17 protein-coding genes are annotated in these 21,357 nt (G+C 66.1%); 8 read left to right on the top strand and 9 right to left on the bottom strand.

Translation table 11 applies throughout. From position 1 onward, the window contains the following. Positions 1 to 43 precede the first annotated feature (43 nt). Positions 44 to 691: a helix-turn-helix transcriptional regulator gene (locus BM125_RS15980; RefSeq protein ID WP_092409799.1), complete on the bottom strand. Its 648-nt coding sequence runs from the start codon at positions 689 to 691 to the stop codon at positions 44 to 46. Between the two features lie 166 nt (positions 692 to 857). Between BM125_RS15980 and BM125_RS15985 the strand changes: the two genes are divergently transcribed. The 3 genes from BM125_RS15985 to BM125_RS15995 are packed head-to-tail and all read left to right on the top strand — an operon-like array spanning position 858 to position 3,152. After that, positions 858 to 1,508, top strand: coding sequence for a hypothetical protein (locus BM125_RS15985; protein ID WP_092409801.1), 651 nt, complete (start codon positions 858 to 860; stop codon positions 1,506 to 1,508). Positions 1,509 to 1,560: 52 nt separating this feature from the next. Beyond that, positions 1,561 to 2,436 (top strand): GTP cyclohydrolase FolE2, encoded by an 876-nt coding sequence (folE2, locus tag BM125_RS15990; RefSeq protein WP_092409803.1) that lies wholly within the window; start codon positions 1,561 to 1,563, stop codon positions 2,434 to 2,436. Beyond that, the gene (locus BM125_RS15995; RefSeq protein ID WP_092409805.1) at positions 2,433 to 3,152 is read left to right on the top strand and encodes a ferredoxin--NADP reductase; all 720 of its coding nucleotides are present in this window, start codon (positions 2,433 to 2,435) and stop codon (positions 3,150 to 3,152) included. Before folE2 ends, BM125_RS15995 begins: the two co-directional genes overlap by 4 nt. Before the next feature lie 157 nt (positions 3,153 to 3,309). Here BM125_RS15995 and BM125_RS16000 read toward each other — a convergent pair whose 3' ends face one another. Then, the gene (locus BM125_RS16000) at positions 3,310 to 3,840 is read right to left on the bottom strand and encodes a GNAT family N-acetyltransferase (RefSeq protein ID WP_092409807.1); all 531 of its coding nucleotides are present in this window, start codon (positions 3,838 to 3,840) and stop codon (positions 3,310 to 3,312) included. Between the two features lie 103 nt (positions 3,841 to 3,943). Here BM125_RS16000 and BM125_RS16005 point away from each other — a divergent pair, with 103 nt between their 5' ends. From BM125_RS16005 to BM125_RS16025, 5 genes are all read left to right on the top strand, one after another. After that, positions 3,944 to 5,161 (top strand): Kelch repeat-containing protein, encoded by a 1,218-nt coding sequence (locus BM125_RS16005; protein WP_139225071.1) that lies wholly within the window; start codon positions 3,944 to 3,946, stop codon positions 5,159 to 5,161. A 2-nt stretch (positions 5,162 to 5,163) separates the two neighbouring features. Further along, positions 5,164 to 7,203: a hypothetical protein gene (locus tag BM125_RS16010; RefSeq protein WP_139225072.1), complete on the top strand. Its 2,040-nt coding sequence runs from the start codon at positions 5,164 to 5,166 to the stop codon at positions 7,201 to 7,203. Between the two features lie 176 nt (positions 7,204 to 7,379). Next, complete coding sequence (locus tag BM125_RS16015) at positions 7,380 to 9,773, top strand: DEAD/DEAH box helicase (protein WP_092409813.1); 2,394 nt, start codon at positions 7,380 to 7,382, stop codon at positions 9,771 to 9,773. 284 nt (positions 9,774 to 10,057) lie between these two features. Then, positions 10,058 to 10,708: a ribonuclease H-like domain-containing protein gene (locus tag BM125_RS20725; RefSeq protein ID WP_425429637.1), complete on the top strand. Its 651-nt coding sequence runs from the start codon at positions 10,058 to 10,060 to the stop codon at positions 10,706 to 10,708. Positions 10,709 to 10,975: 267 nt separating this feature from the next. Next, on the top strand, positions 10,976 to 11,998 hold the full coding sequence (locus BM125_RS16025; RefSeq protein WP_092409816.1) for an AraC family transcriptional regulator: 1,023 nt from the start codon (positions 10,976 to 10,978) through the stop codon (positions 11,996 to 11,998). Between the two features lie 108 nt (positions 11,999 to 12,106). Here BM125_RS16025 and BM125_RS16030 read toward each other — a convergent pair whose 3' ends face one another. The 7 genes from BM125_RS16030 to BM125_RS16060 form a co-directional block, all read right to left on the bottom strand. After that, a complete protein-coding gene (locus BM125_RS16030) occupies positions 12,107 to 12,331 on the bottom strand; it encodes a tautomerase family protein (RefSeq protein ID WP_092409818.1) in 225 nt (74 codons plus the stop codon). Between the two features lie 613 nt (positions 12,332 to 12,944). Then, on the bottom strand, positions 12,945 to 14,048 hold the full coding sequence (locus BM125_RS16035) for a ComEC/Rec2 family competence protein (protein WP_092409820.1): 1,104 nt from the start codon (positions 14,046 to 14,048) through the stop codon (positions 12,945 to 12,947). 25 nt (positions 14,049 to 14,073) lie between these two features. Further along, on the bottom strand, positions 14,074 to 16,944 hold the full coding sequence (locus BM125_RS16040) for a hypothetical protein (protein ID WP_092409822.1): 2,871 nt from the start codon (positions 16,942 to 16,944) through the stop codon (positions 14,074 to 14,076). Next, complete coding sequence (locus BM125_RS16045; RefSeq protein WP_092409824.1) at positions 16,941 to 18,176, bottom strand: SH3 domain-containing protein; 1,236 nt, start codon at positions 18,174 to 18,176, stop codon at positions 16,941 to 16,943. Before BM125_RS16045 ends, BM125_RS16040 begins: the two co-directional genes overlap by 4 nt. Then, positions 18,176 to 19,108: a carboxypeptidase-like regulatory domain-containing protein gene (locus BM125_RS16050; protein ID WP_175498139.1), complete on the bottom strand. Its 933-nt coding sequence runs from the start codon at positions 19,106 to 19,108 to the stop codon at positions 18,176 to 18,178. The genes BM125_RS16045 and BM125_RS16050 overlap by 1 nt, the downstream gene beginning before the upstream one ends. Further along, a complete protein-coding gene (locus tag BM125_RS16055) occupies positions 19,086 to 20,267 on the bottom strand; it encodes a S1 family peptidase (protein WP_092409828.1) in 1,182 nt (393 codons plus the stop codon). The genes BM125_RS16050 and BM125_RS16055 overlap by 23 nt, the downstream gene beginning before the upstream one ends. After that, positions 20,264 to 21,337 (bottom strand): DUF2235 domain-containing protein, encoded by a 1,074-nt coding sequence (locus BM125_RS16060; RefSeq protein ID WP_092409830.1) that lies wholly within the window; start codon positions 21,335 to 21,337, stop codon positions 20,264 to 20,266. Before BM125_RS16060 ends, BM125_RS16055 begins: the two co-directional genes overlap by 4 nt. Positions 21,338 to 21,357 lie beyond the last annotated feature (20 nt).

Consider the following 21,357-nt stretch of genomic DNA (forward strand, 5'->3'; position numbering starts at 1 on the left):
CGGTTCCCCACGTGGGAACGGGCATCGCAACTGGAGCCGATGCCTACGACGAGGTCTTTGGCTTTGGCGAAAACTTGAAGCGGCAGACGTTGCCGCCTTTTGCCATGCATTCCTGGTGGTCGATCTTGCTGTCAGTGAAACGGGCCATCAGGGCGAGGTCGAAGCGGCAGATGTCGGGGTTTTTCATGGCCAGGTTGTGGAAGATGCAGTTGTCGGCCTCGATGACGGGCTTTCCCTCGCCCACGGTGGCGCCGCCCGTGTTGTAGCCCATCCCCTCCATCACTTTGGCCAGTTTCTCGACCTGCTTCTGGCGGTTCGCCCCTGGCGGATTCTGCGCGCGCAGCTGGTCGGCGATGCGTTCGCCCATGCGGTCGAGGCGCTTCTTGAGCACCTCGTCGCCAGCGTCGTCCCGGATCGTGTCGATCACCAGCTCTGCGAACCACGAATACTGGCGCGGAAAGATTTCCTTGCCTTCATCGGAGAGCACGTAGAGCTGCTCGGGTCGCCCGCCCGACGGCCGGCTGATGCCCGGCGCGACCAGGCCATCGCTTTCGAGCGAGGCCAGGTGCTGGCGCACCGCGTTGCGCGTGATCTCGAGCTGGCGAGAGAGCTCGTCGACGGTCAAGCCGCCCTTGTTGCGGAGCAGGAGTCTGAGCAGGTCCTGCTGGCGCTGTCCCAGTACATTGATCATGGCATCCTCGACGATAACGCGTCCGACTGCGATAGCCCGCGACCGGATGGCGGCAGCTGCATGTTACCGAAAATCCGGGTTAACGCCGTTATGGCATATTTTACTTGACAATCTATTTTATCAGTCCCAGCATTGCGACCTCCTCAACCGTGATCGGGAGATCGCAATGCTTGCCACCCTCGGGAAACCCCTAGTCGCCCTGGCCCTGACTGCCCTGCTTGGCGGCGCCACCGTAGTTCTCGCGCACGACAACGAACCTGCGGCCGACTGCGTGACGGCCACGCAGTCGGCGACCCAGGCCACCCTGCGCGATCTGTGGATCGGCCACATCTTCTGGGTGCGCAACGTGGCCCTGGAAACGATGGCCCACGACGATGCCGCGGCCAAGGTTGCCGAAGGCGAAGTGGTCGCCAATGCCAGGCAGATCGCGGCATCCATCGAGCCCTTCTATGGCAAGGCCGGTTCGGACGCGCTGATGAATCTGCTGGTGGAGCACTATGGCGCGGTCAAGGCGCATATCGATGCCACCGATGCCGCCGACAAGGACAAGCAGGCCGCCGCCGCGAAAAGCCTGACGGACAACGCGGGACACATCGCCGACTTCCTCAGCGGGGCGAACCCGAACCTGCCACGCGCGACCGTGGTCTCGCTGTTCGTCGGCCATGGCGCCCACCACATGTCGCAGGACCAGCAGATCAAGGACAGGCAGTTCGCGCAGGAAGCAAAGACCTGGGCCGCGATGCGCGAGCACATGTACGTGATCGCCGATGCGCTGACCGGCGCGATCGCCAAGCAGTTCCCGGACAAATTCAACTGATCAAGCCATAGCGTGCGGCGGGCTTGCGGCCCGCTGCGCCTCGAGGATTGCCATGAACGTCTTCACCCCCACGCAACTGCTTCCGGATGTCCAGGCGCAGGCCGATTTTCGCGAGCAAGGCATCGATGCCGTTGGCATCAAGGGCGTGCGTTACCCGGTCGTCGTCCAGTCGGGCCCACGTGCCGTCCACACCATCGCCAGCCTGTCGATGACCGTGGCGCTGCCGGCCGAGGTCAAAGGCACGCACATGTCGCGCTTCATCGAACTGCTCGAGGCGCGCGCCGGCCATCTCGACCAGGCCACCTTCCGCACCATGGTTCTCGAGATGCTCGAGCGGCTCGGCGCCCGCAGCGGCCGTATCGCCATGCGCTTCCCCTGGTTCGTCAGCAAGGCAGCGCCGATATCCGGCGTGTCCAGCCTGCTCGACCACGACGTGGAATGGATCGGCAGTGTTGCCCAGGACGGTCGCTACTCGTTCCGCATGCGCGTGCAGGTGGCGGCGACCAGCCTGTGTCCGTGTTCGAAGCAGATTTCCGAATACGGGGCGCACAATCAGCGTTCGCATATCAACATCGAGGCCGCACTGTGTGGTGCGATGCCGATGGAGGAGCTGATCGCGATCGCCGAGGCGAGCGCCTCCTGCGAGGTCTATGGCCTGCTCAAGCGTGCCGACGAAAAGTTCGTCACCGAGCGCGCCTACGACAACCCGAAATTCGTCGAGGACCTGGTGCGCGACGTCGCCCACGCGCTCGACCAGGATCCGCGCATCACCAGCTATGTGGTCGAAGCCGAGAACTTCGAGTCGATCCACAACCACTCGGCGTTCGCGCGTATCGAGCGGGACAAGCCGGCAGGCGACGCTGTTCGTGCTGCGAGGCGGCTGCTGGCGGCGACGGACCGGACCTGCAGGGCGAGGGGCGTGTCGTGAGCGCCCATCGAAGCGCACTGTTGCGCAAGGAAACCGTGGCCGAGGGCACGCTCGCCCTGCATTTGCGGAAGCCGGTCGGATTCGCGTTCAAGCCGGGGCAGGCCATCGACCTGGTCCTCGGGGCGCCGGAGCTTGCCGAGGCGTCCAGGCGCCACGCCTTCTCGATCGTCAGCGCGCCGCACGAATCCCACGTCACCATCGCCACACGCATGCGCGACAGCGCATTCAAGCGTGCGCTGGCCGCGTTGGCGCCCGGCGACGCGCTCGACATGGACGGGCCATTTGGTTCCCTGACCTTGCACAACAATGTTGCGCGCCCCGCCTGCCTGATCGCCGGCGGCATCGGCATCACGCCGTTCATGAGCATGCTCCGCCACGCCACCGCCGAGAAATCCGCGCATCGCCTGTTGCTGATCTATTCGAACCGACGACCCGAAGATGCGGCCTTTCTGGCCGAGCTGGAGGATCTCACCCGGCGCAACGACCGCTTTCGCCTGGTCGCAACGATGACCGGCATGGACACATCGAAGCAGCCATGGAGCGGCGAAACCCGGCGCATCGACGCGCCGTTCATCGCCGGCGTGCTTGCCGAAATGCCCGAATCGATCTTCTACGTCGTCGGCCCGCCGGCCATGGTCGCCTCGGTGCTCAGCGCGCTCGAAGCAGCCGGCGTGGACGGGGACTACGTGCGCAGCGAAGAATTCCCCGGATACTGAGTGGCTCGGCGCTGCGCGCGCCGCCGAGATGTCGATCCGACTGCCGATGCAAGGACTCCGGGTTCGTGATGGCTGCGATGGTTCCGTCCCATGGAAGTGCCGGCGCGAGCACGAGGAAGCCGGTGTATCGGGTTTGCGACGCGGAGATCGATGCGGCTCAGTGCGATTCCAGGACCCGCCGGAATCCATACACGGGCAGGCGTTCCTGGTCGAAATCGAGATCCGTGGAGCGTACGAATCCGAGGCCTTCGTAGAGCTTCCAGGCGACTTGCATGGCTTCGGTGGTATGCAGGATGACTTGCCCGCGGCCGCTTTCCCTGGCCCGCGCGATGCAGGCGAGTGCGAGGGCCTTGCCGACGCCGCGACCCCGATACTGCGGACTGACGCCAAGCAGGCGAATGCCGGCAGCGTTTACTTCGGAGGTTGCCGTGCCACCCGATCCGTACTGGGCCATGTCGGAGAAGTACACCACGCCGCCCATCAATTCGTTGCCGGCGCCCAGTGCGACCAGCACCTGCACGCCCGGCTTTTCGGAGAAGCGGCCGATGTTGGCGAGGGTTTCGTAGTAGCGCGGTTGTTCCTGCGGGCTCGGAAAGCCCGGCAGCGAGGCATAGACCTCGACCATGAGCTGGCCGAGGGCGGCGAATTCGTCGGGGTGAAGCTCGCGGATCTGCGGTTCGGATTTCATCGTGGGCTCGAATGCTGCGGCAGCCGATGGCGGATGCCCATTATCAGCCATGCCGCGCGAACCCGGACCGATCTGGCGCTTTCACCGGCGCAGGAGCGGCGCCGTGCGCCGACCCGACCGTGACCCGCTGCACGTTCAGGCGCCCTGCACCCCGGTAGTCTCGACCGACCTTCAGCGTGGGGCTGGGTCAGGCATGTTCGTCATCCGCAATGGAAGTGGGCAGCGCCGGTCGGCGGCCTTATGGGCTGCCCTGCTCGCGCTGGCGCAGGCTTCGCCGGTGCTGGGTGGATCCCCATCGTTGGGATGGCAGGAAATCCCGGACACGCGCATTCGTCCGCTGTGCCCGCTGCCGGAGGCCGATCCGGGCGAATTCGGAGTCTGCCAGTCGGTGACCGGCGCCTGGAGCGGCGGCGCCTTCGACACCCAGCGCAACCGCCTGTACATCCTCGGCGGCGGCCATGCCGACTATGCGGGCAACGAGGTCTACGTACTCGATGTGAACCTGCTGCAGCTGAGTCGGCTCAATGCGCCGAGCTATCCGGTCCGCGATGGCTGCGCCGAGGGCAACGATTCGATGTACGCCGACGGCCGCCCGGTCGCGCGCCACACCTACAGCAACGTCGAGTTCCTGCCGGCTGCGAACCGGCTGCTGCTGTTCGGCGGATCGCGCTGGAAGTGCGGCTATTTCGGCGACGATACCTGGCTGTTCGAGCCGGCCAGCGACACCTGGACGCGGCAGTCGCCGAGTGTGTCGCCGGGCGGCGATTTCAATCTGTCGATGGCGCGCGATCCGCAGACCAACCTGGTGTATGCACGCGATACGCATGCGCTGTTCTCCTACGATCCGGTCGCGTCCAACTGGACCCAGCGCAGCGAGGAGTATTCGATCACCAGCTACAAGAACGGCGTGATCGACCCGCTGCGCCGGCGCTACTACTGGTACGACACCAGCAGCACGACGCTGCACTGGTACGACATCAGCAGTTCGACCGCGGTGGGCCTGGTCGATCACACGCGGTCGACGAGGGGCTGCACGTTTCTCTCCAACGATCGCGCCGGCTGGCAGTACGACCCCGTGCTCGACCGACTGGTGGCCTGGTCGGATGGGGACAGCGTCGAACTGCTCGACGGCGAAACCGGCGTCTGCGAGACGCGCACCTATGCGGGCGGCCCGACCGCGGTGGCCACCGGCACGTTCGGTCGCTTCCGCTATTCCAGCGCGAGCAACCTCTATGTGGTCTGCAACGGCATCGATGACAACTGCTACACGTTGCGGCTGACGTCGGTGGATTCGATCTTCGCCAACGGCTTCGAGAATTGATCGTGGCTGATCACGGCGAGCACCGGAAGGACCTGCGGCAGGTGCCCGGCCCGATCCGTCGAGGATGCTGCGCCGCGCGCTGGCTGGCCACCTGGCTGATGCTGACGATGCCGTTGATCTCGTTCGCATCGCCGGTGACGACCCTGCGACTGCACTCGACGCAATCCGGCCTGCACGTGTTCACGGCAGGGCTCGGGTTTCGCAAGGGCGATGTGCCGGACTTCGCGCACCTGCAGCTCGCCGATTCGCAAGTCACGGTCAAGGCACGCTGGAACGATGGCAGCGTCAAGCATGCGATCGCCGCCGGGCAGATCAGCCTGGTCGCCGGGCAGAATACCGAGGTAGTCGTCGAGTCAGTCGCCACCGAACCCGGCGGCACGGCGTTGACGGCGAGTGACATCCAGAACGCGAATCCTTCGGCGCTCGTCGATCTCGGCGCGGTCGGCGCGGTCAGCCTTTCGACCCTGCTCGCGACGCCGGTGCGCACCTGGATCAGCGGCCCGGAGATGGTCGAGGCGCACTACCGGGCTTCGCCCAACGGCAACGCCAATATCGCGATCTGGTTCCAGGTGCGCCTGTACAAGAGTGGACAGTTGTGGGTGCGCACATGGGTCGACAACGGCCGGCTCGATGTCGCTGCCAGCGATCGCAGCTACGTGCCGAGCGTCGTCATCGGCGGCGTGCAGGTCTTCGACAACGGCGGCGCGGTGCTGACCCACTTCGCGCACACGCGCTGGTCGCAGGAAGCCTGGATCGGCGCGGCGAGCCCGGTCGAGGCGGACATCGACACCGGCTATCTGGTCAGCACGCGCTTGCTGCCGAACTTCTTCGGCGACACGCCGGGCCAGGCCGCGCTCGATGGGCTGACCCAGGTCTACGTGCCGTTCTCACCGGCCGGCTGGACGCCGCAGATGGGCGAGACCGGGTTCCAGGACCAGATCGGCCTGCTGCCGCTTTGGGATGCGCTGTATGTCACCTCGCACGCCGATTCGCGGGCGCGCAAGGCGGTGATGGCGCAAACCCTGGCGTTGAACAGCTACCCGATCGTCTGGAAGGACAGCGTCACCCAGGCTACGCCGCTGCCGAGTGCGCGACCGACCTGGACCGTCGACGGGCCGAACCAGGGCGGCGCCACCTCGATCGGCGCGGGAGCGCTGGTTTGGGATATCGCCCACCACGGCTCCGGCGGTTACCTGGCCTATCTGATCAGTGGCGACTACTACGCACTCGAAACCATGGCCGACCAGGCCGCGCTCTGCTACCTGATGAACACATCGGGCAACGGCAGCGGCACGGCACGCCTGATGACCGGGCAGACGCGCGGAATGGCCTGGTGCCTGCGCACGCTAAGCCAGTACGTGGGGATCGCGCCGAGCGGAGATCCCATCGCCGCCGACTATCGCGCCCTGCTGGCCAGCAACATCGCCCACTGGGCCGGGGTCGTCGATACGCTCGGCGCGAGCGGCATCGGCTATTTCTACGAGTACGACATCGACCTCTACGCACCCGGCACGATCGCGCCGTGGCAGCAGCACTTCATGATGCAGGCGCTCGGCCTGGGTTCGGACCTCGAGCCGCTGGCCAACATGAGCGCCTATGAGCGCGTGCGTGACTGGCTCTATCAGGGCGCGGTCGGCATCCTTGGTACCGGCGCCGGGTATTGCTTCAACTACGCCAGCGTCTACAACGCGAAGATCAGCGACGGCGGCAACGACAATCCGGCCTCGTGGTATCCGACCTGGGCCCAGGTGTTCGCCGAGACCCACGGCAGCGCGGCATGCGGCAACGCGCTGCTCGGCAATTCCGGCGGCGCCCCGTCCGCCGCGGCAACCGGCTATTGGGGCAACCTGCTACCGGCCATCGCCTATGCCGTCGATCATCAGGCCAGCGGCGCCGCGGCCGCCTGGCAACGCCTGACCGGTGCGAGCAATTGGCCGGTGCTGCGCAACAGCGGCTTCGGCGCCATCCCGAACTGGGGTATCGAACCGCGGGCGACGGCGACCGGTGATTTGATTTTCGCGGATTCGTTTGAGAATCCCTGATTGGGGAGAAATCCGCGCTGACGAAAACCGTTCGCCATTCTCAGTCGCCGTTCGCTCCGAGCTTGCCGAAGGGTCCTCTCGTCGCCCTGCACTGTTGGTCTTTGGTCAGCGTCGCGCTGGTCTCATCCGGCGAGACCGCACCTACCTATATCCAAGGGCTTCCACTGGAGGCCCCGATGACGATCGCGAACGAACCTGCCCTGCTCGAATCTGCACCCCGATCGATCGAACGCCTCGTCGAACGCTGGGCGCGCAAGTACGGGGATCGCATCACCGGGTATTTCCGCCGCCCGGCGCAACCGGCTCGTTTTGCCGAGTTTCCGCCGGGCCTTTCGGCCGACCTGCGCGAGGCGCTCGAACGGCGAGGCATCAGCGAGCTCTACAGCCACCAGCGCGAGGCCTGGGATCACGTGCAGCGTGGTGAACACGTGGTGGTGGTTACGCCGACCGCCTCGGGCAAGACGCTCTGCTACAACCTGCCGGTGATCGAGGCGGTGCGCGAGGCGAAGGCCAAGGCGCTGTATCTGTTTCCGACCAAGGCGCTGGCCCAGGACCAGGTCGCCGAGCTGCTCGAACTGAACAGCGCCGGCACGCTCGGCCTGCGCGCGTTCACCTTCGATGGCGATACGCCGAACGATGCGCGCCAGGCAATCCGCATCAAGGGCGACATCGTGGTCAGCAATCCGGACATGCTGCACCAGGCGATCCTGCCGCACCACACCAAATGGGCGCAGTTCTTCGAATCATTGCGCTACGTGGTGATCGACGAGGTGCATACCTACCGCGGCGTGTTCGGCTCGCACGTGGCCAACGTGATCCGCCGCCTGCGTCGGGTCTGCGCATTCTATGGCGTCTCGCCGATCTTCATCCTGTGTTCGGCGACGATCGGCAATCCGAAGGAACACGCCGAGGCCCTGCTCGGCGAGGCCGTGCATGCGATCACGCAGAGCGGCGCGCCGTGCGGCGAGCGCCACGTGCTGCTGTGGAATCCGCCGGTGATCAACCCCGATCTCGGCATCCGCGCCTCGGCACGCTCGCAGTCGATGCGCCTGGCCCGGCATGCGATCCGGGCGAAGATGAAGACGATCGTGTTCGCGCAATCGCGACTCATGGTCGAGATCCTGACCAAGTACCTCAAGGACGTGTTCGACCACGATCCGCGCAAGCCGGCGCGCATTCGCGCCTATCGCGGCGGTTACCTGCCGACCGAGCGCCGCGAGACCGAGCGCGCGCTGCGCGGTGGCCACATCGATGGCGTGGTCAGCACCTCGGCACTCGAACTCGGCGTCGATATCGGCGCCCTCGATGTGGCCATCCTCAACGGCTTTCCTGGCTCGATCGCGGCGACCTGGCAACGCCTCGGCCGGGCCGGTCGACGCCAGAAGCCGTCGCTCGGCGTGATGGTCGCCTCGAGCCAGGCCCTCGACCAGTACGTGGTGCGTCATCCGGAGTTTTTCGATTCCGCACCACCCGAGCAGGCGCGCATCGCGCCGGACCAGATGCTGATCCTGCTGGATCACATCCGCTGCGCCGCATTCGAATTGCCGTTCACCTCGGGTGACGCCTTCGGCGAATCGCGCGTCGATGATTATCTGGAAGTGCTGGCCGAATCGGGCGTGCTGCATCACGAGGGCGAGCGCTGGGACTGGATCGCCGACAGCTATCCGGCCGGCGCGGTCAGCCTGCGCTCGGTCGCCGACGGCAATTTCGTCGTCGTCGACCGCAGCGATGGGCGCCAGACCATCATCGCCGAGGTCGATTATTCGAGCGCCGCCTTGACCCTCTACGAAGGCGCGATCTACATGGTGCAGTCGAGTCCGTACCAGGTCGAACGCCTGGACTGGGAAGGGCGCAAGGCCTTCGTCACGCGCACCCATGCGGACTACTACACCGACGCAATCGACTACACCAAGCTCAAGGTGCTCGAGCGCTTCGACGGCGCCAACGCCGGTCGTGGTACCTGCCACCACGGCGAAGTACACGTGGTGCGGCATGTCTCGGGTTACAAGAAGATCCGCTTCTACAGCCACGAGAATATCGGCTACGGACCGGTCACCCTGCCCGACCAGGAACTGCACACGAGCGCGCTGTGGTGGCAGTTGACCCAGGGAACGCTCGAATCTGCGTTCGCGAGCCGGCAGGAAGCGCTCGATGGCTTCCTCGGTGCCGCCTATGCGCTGCACACGGTCGCCTCGGTGCGCGCGATGGCCGACGGTCGCGACCTGCAGAAAGCCGTCGGTTCCGGTGACGCGGCCTGGTTCGCCACGCGCGATGGCAACGGCCGCGGCCAGTGGCGCGATGCCGGCGGCCAGCCGACCGATCCAGAGCAAGCCGATGCGTTCTTGCCGACCCTGTACCTCTACGACAACTTCCCGGGCGGCATGGGCTTGTCCGAGCCCTTGTTCCGTGATGCGGCCCTGCTCGTGCGCGAGGCGATGGCCCTGGTCGAAGGCTGCGACTGCACGGGCGGCTGCCCAGCCTGTATCGGCCCGGTCAGCGAAGCCGACGAGATCTCCGGCGCCACCCAGCGCGAATGCGCGGCGGCGGTGCTCGCGTTGCTCGACGCATGAGCACCGTTGCCGAAAAGCTGCGCCAGTTGCGCAGGGATGCGGGGCTTGATGGGGTGAACAATTCGCCGGGCGTCGATGGCCCTGCAGCAAAAGCACCACCCTCATCCCCTTTATTCGCCCCGTCCATGGGGCTCACCCTTCGGGCCGGCTTGCGCCGTTCGTGCCCGCTCCCATCGGGCACAGTCGGGACCTTCTCCCGCCAGCGGGAGAAGGAACATCGGCTTCATGCTTTGCGGAGGCTCATCCGCGCACGTGAGCAAACCCCATTGCAATCGCGGCGAATCTTGCCACCTCCAGCCGGCGAAGAAATCGCGCCCGGGCTGCACTACGTCGAAGCACAGTTCGCCTATGCGGCCAGCGCGACCCTCGATGTACCGGCAATCGACGAAGCCCCAATCGAGCGCAATCGCCTGCTCTGTTTCGACACCGAGACCACCGGGCTCGCCGGCGGCGTCGGCACACGGGCCTTCATGATCGGCGTCGCCGCGTGGGCCGACGATGTGCTGACCGTACGCCAGCTCTACCTGACGACCATCGCCGGTGAACGCGCAATGCTCGAAACCTTCGCCAATTGGCTGCGGCCCGAAACGATCCTGGTCAGCTACAACGGCAAGAGCTACGACGCGCCGCTGCTGAAGGGACGCTTGCGGCTCAACCACGTCGCCCATCGCCTCGCCGAGTTGCCGCACATCGACTGGCTGCATCCGACCCGGCGCGTCTACAAGGGCCACTTGCCGAACTGCAAGCTCGCCACGATCGAACGCGAGGTCCTGCGCATCGTCCGCGAGGACGACCTGCCCGGTTCCGAGGCACCTGCAGCATGGCTCGCCTTTCTGCGCGGCCAATCCAGCACGAACCTCGGCCGCGTGCTCGAGCACAACCGCCAGGATGTAATCACCCTGATGCGCCTCGGCGATCACTTCACCCAACTCTGAGCGTGCGAATATCGCGCGCTCTTCCGCAGCCGCCTGGGCTGCGGTCCAGGCCTCGATCGATTTCCACGCTGGCGGCTGCCATGCATGCACGAATACCATGGCGTCACCCATGACGACCGCGCCGTCGAGTCGCCGCGATGGCCGTGAATCAATGATTCGTGCACTCTCGGCACAATCCGCCGCACCGGGCCTTGCGACCGGCAACGCTGGAGAGGAGACGACGATGACCAGGCCGATCGCCAGGCACAAGCGGGAAGTACTTTCGCCATGAGCCATGACACACTCTCGGATCTCCTGCGGTTCGTGCGCCTGCGGGGCGCGCTCTTCTTTCATGTCGATTGCACGGCGCCCTGGGTGACCGAGGCGCCGAAGGCTGCCGATCTTGCGCGAGCGATCATGCCGGGTTCCGAACACGTGATGGAGTATCACGTGGTCACGCACGGATCGTGCTGGGCGAGCCTGGCCGGAGCGGATCCGATCCGCTTGCAGGCCGGCGACGTGATCGTCTTCCCCCATGGCGATGCCCACGTGATCTCGAGCAAACCGGGCATGCGGACCAAACCCGACCTCGACTTCCTCTTCGAGCACCGTTCGACGCAACTGCCGTTCATGCTGCAACAGGGAACGACGGAAACAGCGAATACCGTGGCGGCCGACGTCGTCGATTCGGACAAAGCCGGATTGCTCTGCGGCTTTTTTGGCTGCGACAGGAGCCCGTTCAATCCCGTACTCGACTCCCTGCCGCGCATGATCCATGTCTCTGCCGAAGAGCTCGCCGAAGGCTCCATCGATTCGGTCCTGCATTTCTCGCGACTGGCCGCCGCTGAGTCCGCGCAGAAGCGGCCGGGTGGTGAAGTCGTGCTCGAGCGCTTGAGCGAATTGATGTTCGTCGATCTGCTTCGACGCTACCTGGATCGCCTGCCTGAAGCGGAAAGCGGATGGCTTGCCGGGTTGCGCGACCGCCATGTTGGCCGTGTGCTCGGGCTGATGCACGACCATCCGACCCAGGCTTGGACCATGGATGAATTCTCCGGCCGCGTCGGCTTGTCACGCTCGGCATTGCACGATCGCTTCGTGCAGTTCATCGGCCTCACACCGATGCAGTATCTGACCCGCTGGCGAATGCAGATCGCCTCGCGCCTTCTGACCGAAGGGAACTCGACCATAGCCTACGTGGCGCTCAAATCCGGCTACGACTCGGAAGCGGCATTCAGCCGCGCCTTCCGGCGTATCGTCGGGGTGTCGCCTTCGACATGGCGGCGCCAACGGGCCGCGGAAGCTGCCCGGTGACGACTGCCCTGCCCGTTACGTACCCTGCCGCGGAAGGCCGTGTCCAGGCCAGCGAAACATGGGTCGATCGGAATCGGCGCAGCAGAGGATCCACCGCGCCAATCCGGTTCAGGCGACCTTTCTGGCGGACATCGACAGCACATCGTCGGTTGCCAGGGTCTTTCCGCCGATGGCCCAGTGACCGCTCTTCACCTCTTCGATCACGACCCAAGTGACCGGACGAAGCGCTTCGCCTTCGATCGATACCATGGTGTCGGTCAATTTTGCGGCGATTTCCTTCTTCTGCGAATCCGAGAAAACGCCTTCGATCAGTTTTACGTTGATAAGTGGCATCGCTTGTTCCTGAGTTGAATGGTGTGCCCCGACAACAGCGCCAGGGCCAGGAAAGTATCGCCAGAGTGCGCGAAACTTCGAATGATCCAGGCTCCATGGCGCTTGCTCGATACGCCAGCATTCAAGGGCATGCGCGGTCGCCCAACGGTGGTCAGGCGTCGCTGCGAGGCGAAGAAACGTCGGACATCGACCGGACGCGGGATTGGCGCTGGGCAGAATCGGCAGGATTCGGCCCGGTTGGATCTCGGAGTACGGCTGGGGCAGCGCTGCTGATCGGGCCGCCGACTGTCTCGATTTCGGATCCCTGGTGGGTACGAGAAATCCGGGATCGCTTCACCCGCTTCGGCTCGCGTTGAGCCGGGCCGGCCCTCAAGCGCATCGAAGGAAGCAATGATCGGACATGGCCGGAGCGGGACGGCAGCCCGGCGATGCCGCTTCGACAGACTCAGGGCCAACGGGTGCGGCAGGTCCGATGTTGATGGCGCAGGGTCGCCCCATCGATGAGCGAGGCGATTTCGCAGTCCGAACGCGCGCCGATACTCCAAACCAGCCGACAAGGTCCATCGGAATCCGTTCGCAGGTTCGCACCCGCATTCGAGCGCCCCCCACAAAGCTACAGCTTGACCACGATGCCGCTCCGGCCCTTGGCCGGGTAGCGCGTGCTGAACGCGGCGCCGGGCTTCAGCGACTCGGCCTTCCAGGCGATGTTGTGGTCGGAGCGGTAGTTGAACCACAGCGTCGGTTTGCGCCGTGAGCCCTGGATCACCGCTTCGATCGCTTCCCTGTTCGGGTGGCCGAACTTGTCGCCGTTGGTGCTGACCAGGTAGTGCCTTGCGTTGACCAGTTCGAGCAGTTCGGGGGTGATGTTGTTCTTGCTGCCGTGGTGGGCGAGTTTGAGTGCATCGACCTTGAGCGGTTTGGCCTTGGTGTAGCCCTGATCGCGCAGGGATTCGCAGACGACCTTGGCGTGCGCATCGGCGAGGAACAGGCACGACTTGCCGGCGAACTCGGCGAGGAATGCGATGCTGCTGCCGTTGGCGTCACCGGAATCCTGACCTTTGAGCAGGCTGCGCAAGGTATCGGAAAGGTCATCCGGGCCGAGGGTCAGCTCGGCATCCGGATGGAACTTGTTTTCCTCGACCAGTTGGGCCCAGGCCGCGTCGAGGTCGCCGGGATCGATTTGCCACTTGTCGAGGTTCTTTTCCCAATCCTTCCTGAGTTTGGCGAGCGATTGCGCATTTGGCGAAACCAGGGTCAGGCGCATGCCGTCGGCCAGCTCGACCGCATCGCCGGGCAGCTTGCCGGTGCACACGGCCTTGCCGTCGAAACTCGCGTTCCAGCGTTCGAACGCGCGTCGATGGATCAGGGCGCTGAGGAACTCGCCTTCGCGACCGCCGAGGTCCGTCGCTTCGTCAATGTGCCGCCAGCCGTTGAACCAGATCTCCGCGGGATCGATCGGCCAGCGCTGGAACGGCTCGGCCATCAGGCGGACCAGGCCTTCGATGTGATCGGTGTCGACATGGCTGATGACCGCGAGCTCGACGCCGAGATCGCCGGCGGGCAAGCGTTCGAGCCGCGCCGAAACCTCGGGCCAGGCATTGATCGGGCCGCCGTCGATGAGGATGCGGCGGGTCAGTTCCTCGGTGCCGTATTCGATCCAGAGCGCGTCGCCGTGCTTGGCTGGCAGCATTTCGATGCGAAAGAATGGCTTGGACATGATGGCATCCTCGGGGAGGCTCTGATCAGTTGGACAGCAGCCAGTCGGCGTCGCCGAAGCCGATCAGGCACAGCGGCATCAGTTCGCCATCGAGCAGCGCATTGCGCTTGAGTTCGCGCATCGCTTCGCCGAGGCGGCGGGTCTGCGTGCGATCGGCGAAGGTCAGGCCCTGCATGAGGCGGGCAGCAACCTCGGCCGAATGCTCGGCCAGCACGGTGGCGACCGTTCCGACCACGGCGGCCGCACCACGGGTGCAGAAAACGGCGACCGGATTGGCATAGTCGTCGCCGGTGCCGGCCATGTCGCAACCGAGCAACGCGACCAGTGGCCGCTCGCCGCCCTCGGCGCTGGCACAGATATGCGCCGCGGTGATGCCGATGGTCTTGATCGGCTTGCCACCGATTTCGATCGTCGCCGCACGGCCCGCGCCATCGGAGTGGGCGAGCGCGATCAGCACGGACGGACTGGCCTGGCCGACCTGCGCTTTCCAGTCGCTCCAGTCGGCGGCTTGATGGCCATCCAGCTGGGCGGCCTGCAGACGTTGGCGCAGGGGGCCGAGCTGCTCGTCCTTGACGCGCGCGCTCGAGCCGAACACGACCGCGCCGGCGATCTTCAATGTGTCGCGGCCGGCGACCGGCTCGGACTGCAGGCCGACCTCGCCTTCGAGGGCGAGGTCGGCCTGCAAGGCATGCCGCTCGATGACCTTGCTGAGACCCCAGAAGCCCATCGGGCAGAACGTGCTGTCGTCGTGCTTGCAGGTCGCCGCGCATTGGCCGGCCTTGATCGCGTCGCGCCAGTGCGGGCACAACATCGCGTCGTCGGCCGGGGCGTCGTATTCGTAGATGAACTCGAACGGGATGACCACGGCGTCGCTGCGCGTACTGACGACCTGGATGAATTCGCCGTCGAACAGCTGCCTGCGCGCGGCCCCGGCCGCACCGGCGCGTTGCGGTTCGACGAGATAGAGATGCAGGTAGTTGCCGAGTTCGGCGAGATTGCGCAGCAGGGTCTTGCCCTTGTCGCTGTCGAGGCCGCCGGCGTAGTCCCGGGCCGTCCGGGCAACGCCACTGAGCAGCGCGTTGATGTCCTCGACGGTCTTCTCGACCACACGCAGGTTGGACAGCCAGGCCCGCTGACCGCCCATCGCATGGGCGACCGGCTGGTCGGTCGCGGCGTGGTTCAGCACATAGGCCAGGTCATAGCGCCGCCGATCCGGATCGGCGAGCATGCGCTTGACCTGCAAGACGCTTTCGAGGACCGGCGCCGTGCCGTTCGCCGAGGCGGCCTCGCTGGCACTGGCGGTCGCGCGCAATGCCGCGGTCTGGATCACCCGACCGCGATACAGCACGCTGATGCGGCCGTTGAACGGCTCCGCCGCGGCCGGCGTGAACTCGAAGGTGCAGGCCGTGCTGTTGCCGGTGCGGTGCAGGATGATGGCGGCGCCGAGCGGCACCGGCAGGTGCGTGGGTTCGGACAGCCAGACGTCGAGGTCCCAGCTGTCGAATTCCTGCGGCAGGGCATCTTCCGGGAACGGTTCCGGCAAGGCATTGGACTCGCGATCGGGCGGACCGATGTGCACACGCACGCGCGCGACCAGCCCGACCACGAAACCGCGGCTGGCAGGGATCTCGTTGTCGTTGCGCACGATCGAGGCGCGCTGCTGCAGATAGCGGTTGGCCGAGACCGCCGCCTCGGCGCGCTCGAGTGCCTCGGCGGCCTGGACCAGGCGTGTGGCACCGGCCGATTCGTGATCATAGGGTGCCTCGAGCCGCTCGTAGTCGGGTACCTCGGGCTCGGCTCCGGCTGCCGCTGCCGCTGCCGCGTCGGCAGCGGATTCGCCGCCGAGCGATTCCAGACCATCGGACTGTTGCACCGTATCCGAACCAAGCGACTCGAGTCCCGATGGCGCACGCGGTACCGGCGCCGGCAGGTCGGGAACCTGGGGCATGATCGCGCCGAGTTCGGCGCGCAACGGGGCTGGCAGTCGGACCGCGCGCTGCACGTTGCGCGAGCGTTCCTGCAGGCGACGGGCGACGCGACGGATGGTGAAGCGCGCGAGTTCGTCGCAGAGGCCGACGATGGCCGGCTGCGGCAAATCGCGAAACGCCTGGCAGGCCGCGACATCGACGCGCCGGGCATGCGAGAGCTGTTCGACGAAGCGGTTGATGCGACCCGGCAGGTCGATGCCAGGATCGTCTTCGAACAGGACGAATCCGCCAGACTGGGTGGCGTCGACGAGGCCGAGGATGCGCGCGTGATCCTCCCTCGCCAGCGGCCCCGGTGCGCGCGCGAAGAGGATGTTGGCCGACACCTGGCCGCCGTCCAGATATGCCGCAAGCCCATCGAAATCTCCGGACAGCATGAGGACATCGCAGGCGAAGCACTCGCTGCCCGAACCGACCATGCGGGCGAGTCCGCTCGCTGGCCAGAGTCCCGTGGCGTCCCTGATTGCGGCGCGGTCGATGTCCTCGAGGGCGGCGATGCGCAACGGCCAGCCGAGCATGCGGTTGCTCAGCAGCGGCAGGCGCAGCGAGGTCACCGGAACGAGCCGGTACAGGGAGGTCAGCCAGGCCGGATCGTCCTCGGCGGTTGGCCATTCGGCGACGCGCACCGGAACCTTGTCGAGCCGGGCGCCGATCCGTGCATTCCAGCCGGCGAGCCAATCCGGCGCCGGCAGGGCCTGCAGGCGCTGGGCGAACGAACCGGCAAAGCGCGGCGCGGTCCAGCCCAGTTCGCCGCTTCGCGCAGCACGTGACGTGATCCGACCGAGCCAGTCATCGAGTACGCCTTGCGCGGGACGCAATGCGGTGACTGCGCCTAGAGCAAGCCACAGTCGCGCGAAGGCGGTCTCGTCGAGGCCTGCCGCCCAGTTCCTCCATTGACTGTAATCGCTCACTGGGTGGGCTCCGCCTTGCGTGTGTCCTGGACCTCGGAGGAAAGCCGCCGGGCCAGACTGGCGCGCCGTTCATCGCCGAGCACGCGGAACAGGACGGCGAGGTTGTCGAGCACTTCGGTGTTGCGCGGATCGTCCTGCGAGGCCTGCGCGAGCGCGGTGGCGACCCTGCGCACGACGACGTCATCGAGACGGATCGCGTCGTAGGGCCGTTCGCCCTGTTGCTTGAAGGCGTCGGCCAGCGTGCTCAGGGCCAGGAAGTCGGCATAGGGCGCGCCGAAGTCGCTGGCTTTGGCGCCATCCCAGCGCGCGAGGTAGACCTCCGCCGGCCGGAATGTCCTGCCGCGCAGATCGGCCAGCACGGCGAGCTGGCGCGCCACGACCAGGGTATCGCGCGCGAGATCCTTCGAAGGCGTCGGCGCCGGTCCGCCATCGCCGAACTTGAGCAGGGCGCCGACGAACGAGGCGGTACCGAGCAGTTGCGCGCATTCGCGCGTGCAGTCGGTGGCACCCTGGACCCAGCCCGCCCTGCCGTCCACGACGAACTTCGACCAGCCGCCGCGCGTTTCGGTGACCGTCATCGCCGAGTATTTGGGGATGCGCGCGGAAATCGCCGCGCTGCGCGATGGCGCGGCGCGCACGACGTTGCCGGCGCTGGCCATGGCCGCGAGCGTCGTGGCGAACTCGCGAGGCATGCGCACGTGCTGGACCTGCAGCCGGGTCGGCGAAATGCGCGCATGCAGGGTTTCCCCACCCATGGCCTGCGGCAGTTTCAGTTCCCAGGCATAGGATCGGGCGACGACCGGATCGGGCAACTGGGCCTGCACGTCGATGAGGATCGACGACTCGTCGCGACGCACCACGCCCCAGATCGCGAGGCTGGCCTGCTGCGCGCGGACGACCAGGTCGACCTTGTCGAAATAGCTCTGCGGATGCTTCCGTGTCGGCGCCAGCGAGCCGTAGTAGTTGAGCACGCCGAGCGACCCAAGGCCGCTGCGCAGAAGCACTTCGCGCGCGATCAGGGTCGACACCGCGCTGCCGAGGCCGGTGCCATCGGGGTCCTCGAACTCGAACACGGCGATGCGGTATTTCGCGTCCGGCAAGTGCAGCGGCGGTGCACGGCCGGCCAGCACGCTGTCGATGTCCTCGTTCACATCGACACCGATGATGGCGTGCGCGAGCGGCGCCAGGGCGAACAGGCACAGGCCCATCAGGACGAGCTGGATCCGCTTCATCACAGCAACCCCCGGTTCGGCAGGGCCGCCCTGCAGTCTTCGCGCAAACCGAGCAGGGTATCGGGCAGGTTGCCGAGCAGGCGCTCGGAAGCGGCGATCAGGTCGATGCACTCCTGCGGCTTGTTGGCCAGCTTGTAGCCGATCGCGAGTGCCGTCAGCACCGCGGCATTGGCCTCGGGCGCGAGTCGGGCCAGTTGCGGATCGTCGAGATCGACATCGAGACTGGTGGCGGTCATCGGCGCACTCAGCACGCCGTAACCGTCGGCCACCGCAATCTGCACCTTGACCTTGACCGGATCGGGACTGGTGACGTAACCGCCGACGTAGGCATCCGCCCCGAACAAGCGTGCGTAGCCGCCGTAGCGTTCCGGCACCTTCGGCTCGGCCGCACTGCACGGAAAGATGCGCGGCTGCGCATCGGCTGCGAAGTTGGCCTTCTGGATCTGGACCAGCAGGTTGTAGCGCAGGGTATCGGCTATGCGATCGGACAGGGCCGGATCGGGACGCCCGCTGGCCGGGCGGAAATGGCCGACGATCACGGCCGGGCGCTGCTTCTGGATGCAGGCGGACACGCCCGCTGGAACCAGGCGCAGGCCGTAGCTGTTTTGCGTGGTCTTACCCTTGATCACTTCGACCTTGTCGACCGCGACATCGTAGCCGTCGACCGATGCACTGAGGTCGACCGACAACGGTGCACTGTCGGGCGCGGTTTCGAACTGCAGTTCGAAGTGGCCGTCGGAATCGCTCAGCGCGCTTGCTTGGCCCTGCGCACCGAGCGCGAGAGAGACGCGGGCGCCGGCCAGCGGCTCGTCGGTGGCGGCATCGCGGACATTGCCGATCACGGCGGTGGTGAGCGGAGGCGGCTTCGGGTGGCAGCCAGCGATCAGGACCACCGCGATGCCGATTGCACTAGTTCGGTACCAGCACGACATGCGCACCCTCCAGTTCGTAATCGCCCTGCGCGCGCGGACAGCCGGCCATGTCCACGGGGCGCGAAGCGGCTTCATCGAAGCGCAGGCTGAATTGCCAGTGTTCGCCGGCGGCCATGCGCGGCAATGCAAGTTCGGCCGCCCCGCCGGGTGTGAGCACCTCGGAACGGGTCAGCCCATCCGCGCGGACCACGTCGATGACGCGAGCCACGCGGCCCGGTGCGCCGGCGCTGACGCGGACCTCGAGCCGGCAATCGCGCGGGCGCGTGTATTGCCAGAGACCCGCGGCGACAAGGGCCATGACGACGATCGCGGCCAGCGTGCGCATGAGCCAGGGTGAAACCGGCGGCGGCGCAGTCGGTGTGGTCGGCCAGGCATTGCGACGTGTATCCAGCGCATCGCGGATATGGGTGATCGCGATCGCGTTGCGCTGCAGGGCGCCATCGTCAGCGGCACGATGCAGGCCGACCAGGGCGCCGTCTTCGTCGAAGAGGCCACCGCCACTCATGCCGGGGCGGGTCTCGTCGACGCCGGACAGGCTGAGCATGCCGGGCTCGGGCGTGCGCTCCTGGCTGAACGGGCCGGTCGCGAGATTCTCCACGACGCTGCCGTTGACCCAGATGCGCGTGCCGGCGGCATGACGGGTCAGGCCGGCGCCGCCCGGATAGCCGACGATACGCACCGGCGCGCCATCCTCGATATCGGCCCAGCGCAACGGACGGCCTTCGTTCTGGAAGGTCGGGTCGGCGATGTCGAGCAGGACCCAGTCGTTCGGCGCGGTGCGCAGTTCGTCGGGCAATGCCGCCGCTGCACCGCCACAGGGCGAGAGCACGCTCAGGCGGGCGGAATAGATGTCCGGGTGCTCGCCGCAGCGGCGCTTGTCCCTGTAGGTGCGGGTATAACCCTGGCCCGGTCGCCAGCAGAGGATCTCGTCGTGGACCGGGCCACCCCAATCGCCGCTGACCGGATCCTTGCGGCGCACCACATGGGCACAGGTCAACAGATAGCGTCGCACCTGGCGCGGTTCGTCGCGCTGCTCGATTTCGACGAGCACGCCGCTGCCCATCGACGCCGCGTCTTCCGATGCGTAATCGCCTTCGCCACAGGCGCGGGCCTCGATGTACCAGACCCTCTGCCTGATATCGGAAACGAGCTTGCTCAAGGTTTGTGTCCGCGTTCTATCCTCGTCGTATCGACCACGCGAATCTCACCGCTGTCGATGTAGGCCTTCAGATTGGAGGGCTGGTAGGCGCAACGCGCATCGTTGAAACGATCGAGTGCGGACTGGTGCACGGCCTCGCCGTGCAGCCGGTGTTTGCCGATCTCGCGGATGTTGCGTCCCATCACCCGATAGGCGGCCGTCATCGAGTCCTTGAGATCGGAATAGTAGACCGGCGCGAAGAAGTTCAGATAGGCGGTGTTGAACTGAAGCCCGAGCGCCTCGGCTTTTTCGACGACCCAGTGCAGGGCCTCGTTGGCCAGTCCGTCGGGGGTGTAGCCGCCGCCGATGTTGCTGTGCACGCCGGCGAACCAGGCCTGCTCGAGCCGACCCTGCCAGTCCGGCGGACGTATCCAGAGATCGGGCGCGAACGGCACGCGCTGTTCATCGATGGCCATCGCGTGGATGGCGTTTTCGACATGCCGGTTGAGGGTGATGTCGTGGTACTTGTACTTGTTGCGATTGAGCACGCGGCCCAGCAATCCCGGTGCGCCGAGCGAGCCGACCGTGTCCCAGACGCCTATCATTCGGATCGGCGGACACTCGCGGCGGACCTTGACGTTGTGGAAGCACTGCTTCCAGCGTTCCGAACCGGGCTGTTCGTCGCTTTCGTAGCAGGAGAAGACGTCGGGCACGTAATAGTCGTCGCCCTTGTCGAGCAGGCCGACCCGATTCATGAAACCGGCCAGGGTGCGTACGGTGAATGCGCCGCGGCTGAATCCGAACAGGTAGATCTCGTCGCCTTCCTCGTAGTTGTAGCTGAGGAAGCGGTAGCTGTCGCGCACGTTGCGCTCGATGCCACGGCCGAAAGCACCGCCGGTGACCTTGTCGAGCCCGCCGCTGGTACCGACACCTTCGTCGTAGAAGACAATCTGGTCGACGCCGTCGTGTGCCCGCGGCAGGACCGCCCGGGCCAGTTTCGTCACATTGGTCGGGCGGCGCTTGCCGGTGTCTTCGTCGAGTTGATCGCGCACGTTCCATGTGCCATCGGCACAGATGACGATCCGCTTCATGAGCTTCTCCTGCCCCGATG

The organism is Dokdonella immobilis (assembly GCF_900115085.1).
GTDB lineage: Bacteria > Pseudomonadota > Gammaproteobacteria > Xanthomonadales > Rhodanobacteraceae > Dokdonella > Dokdonella immobilis.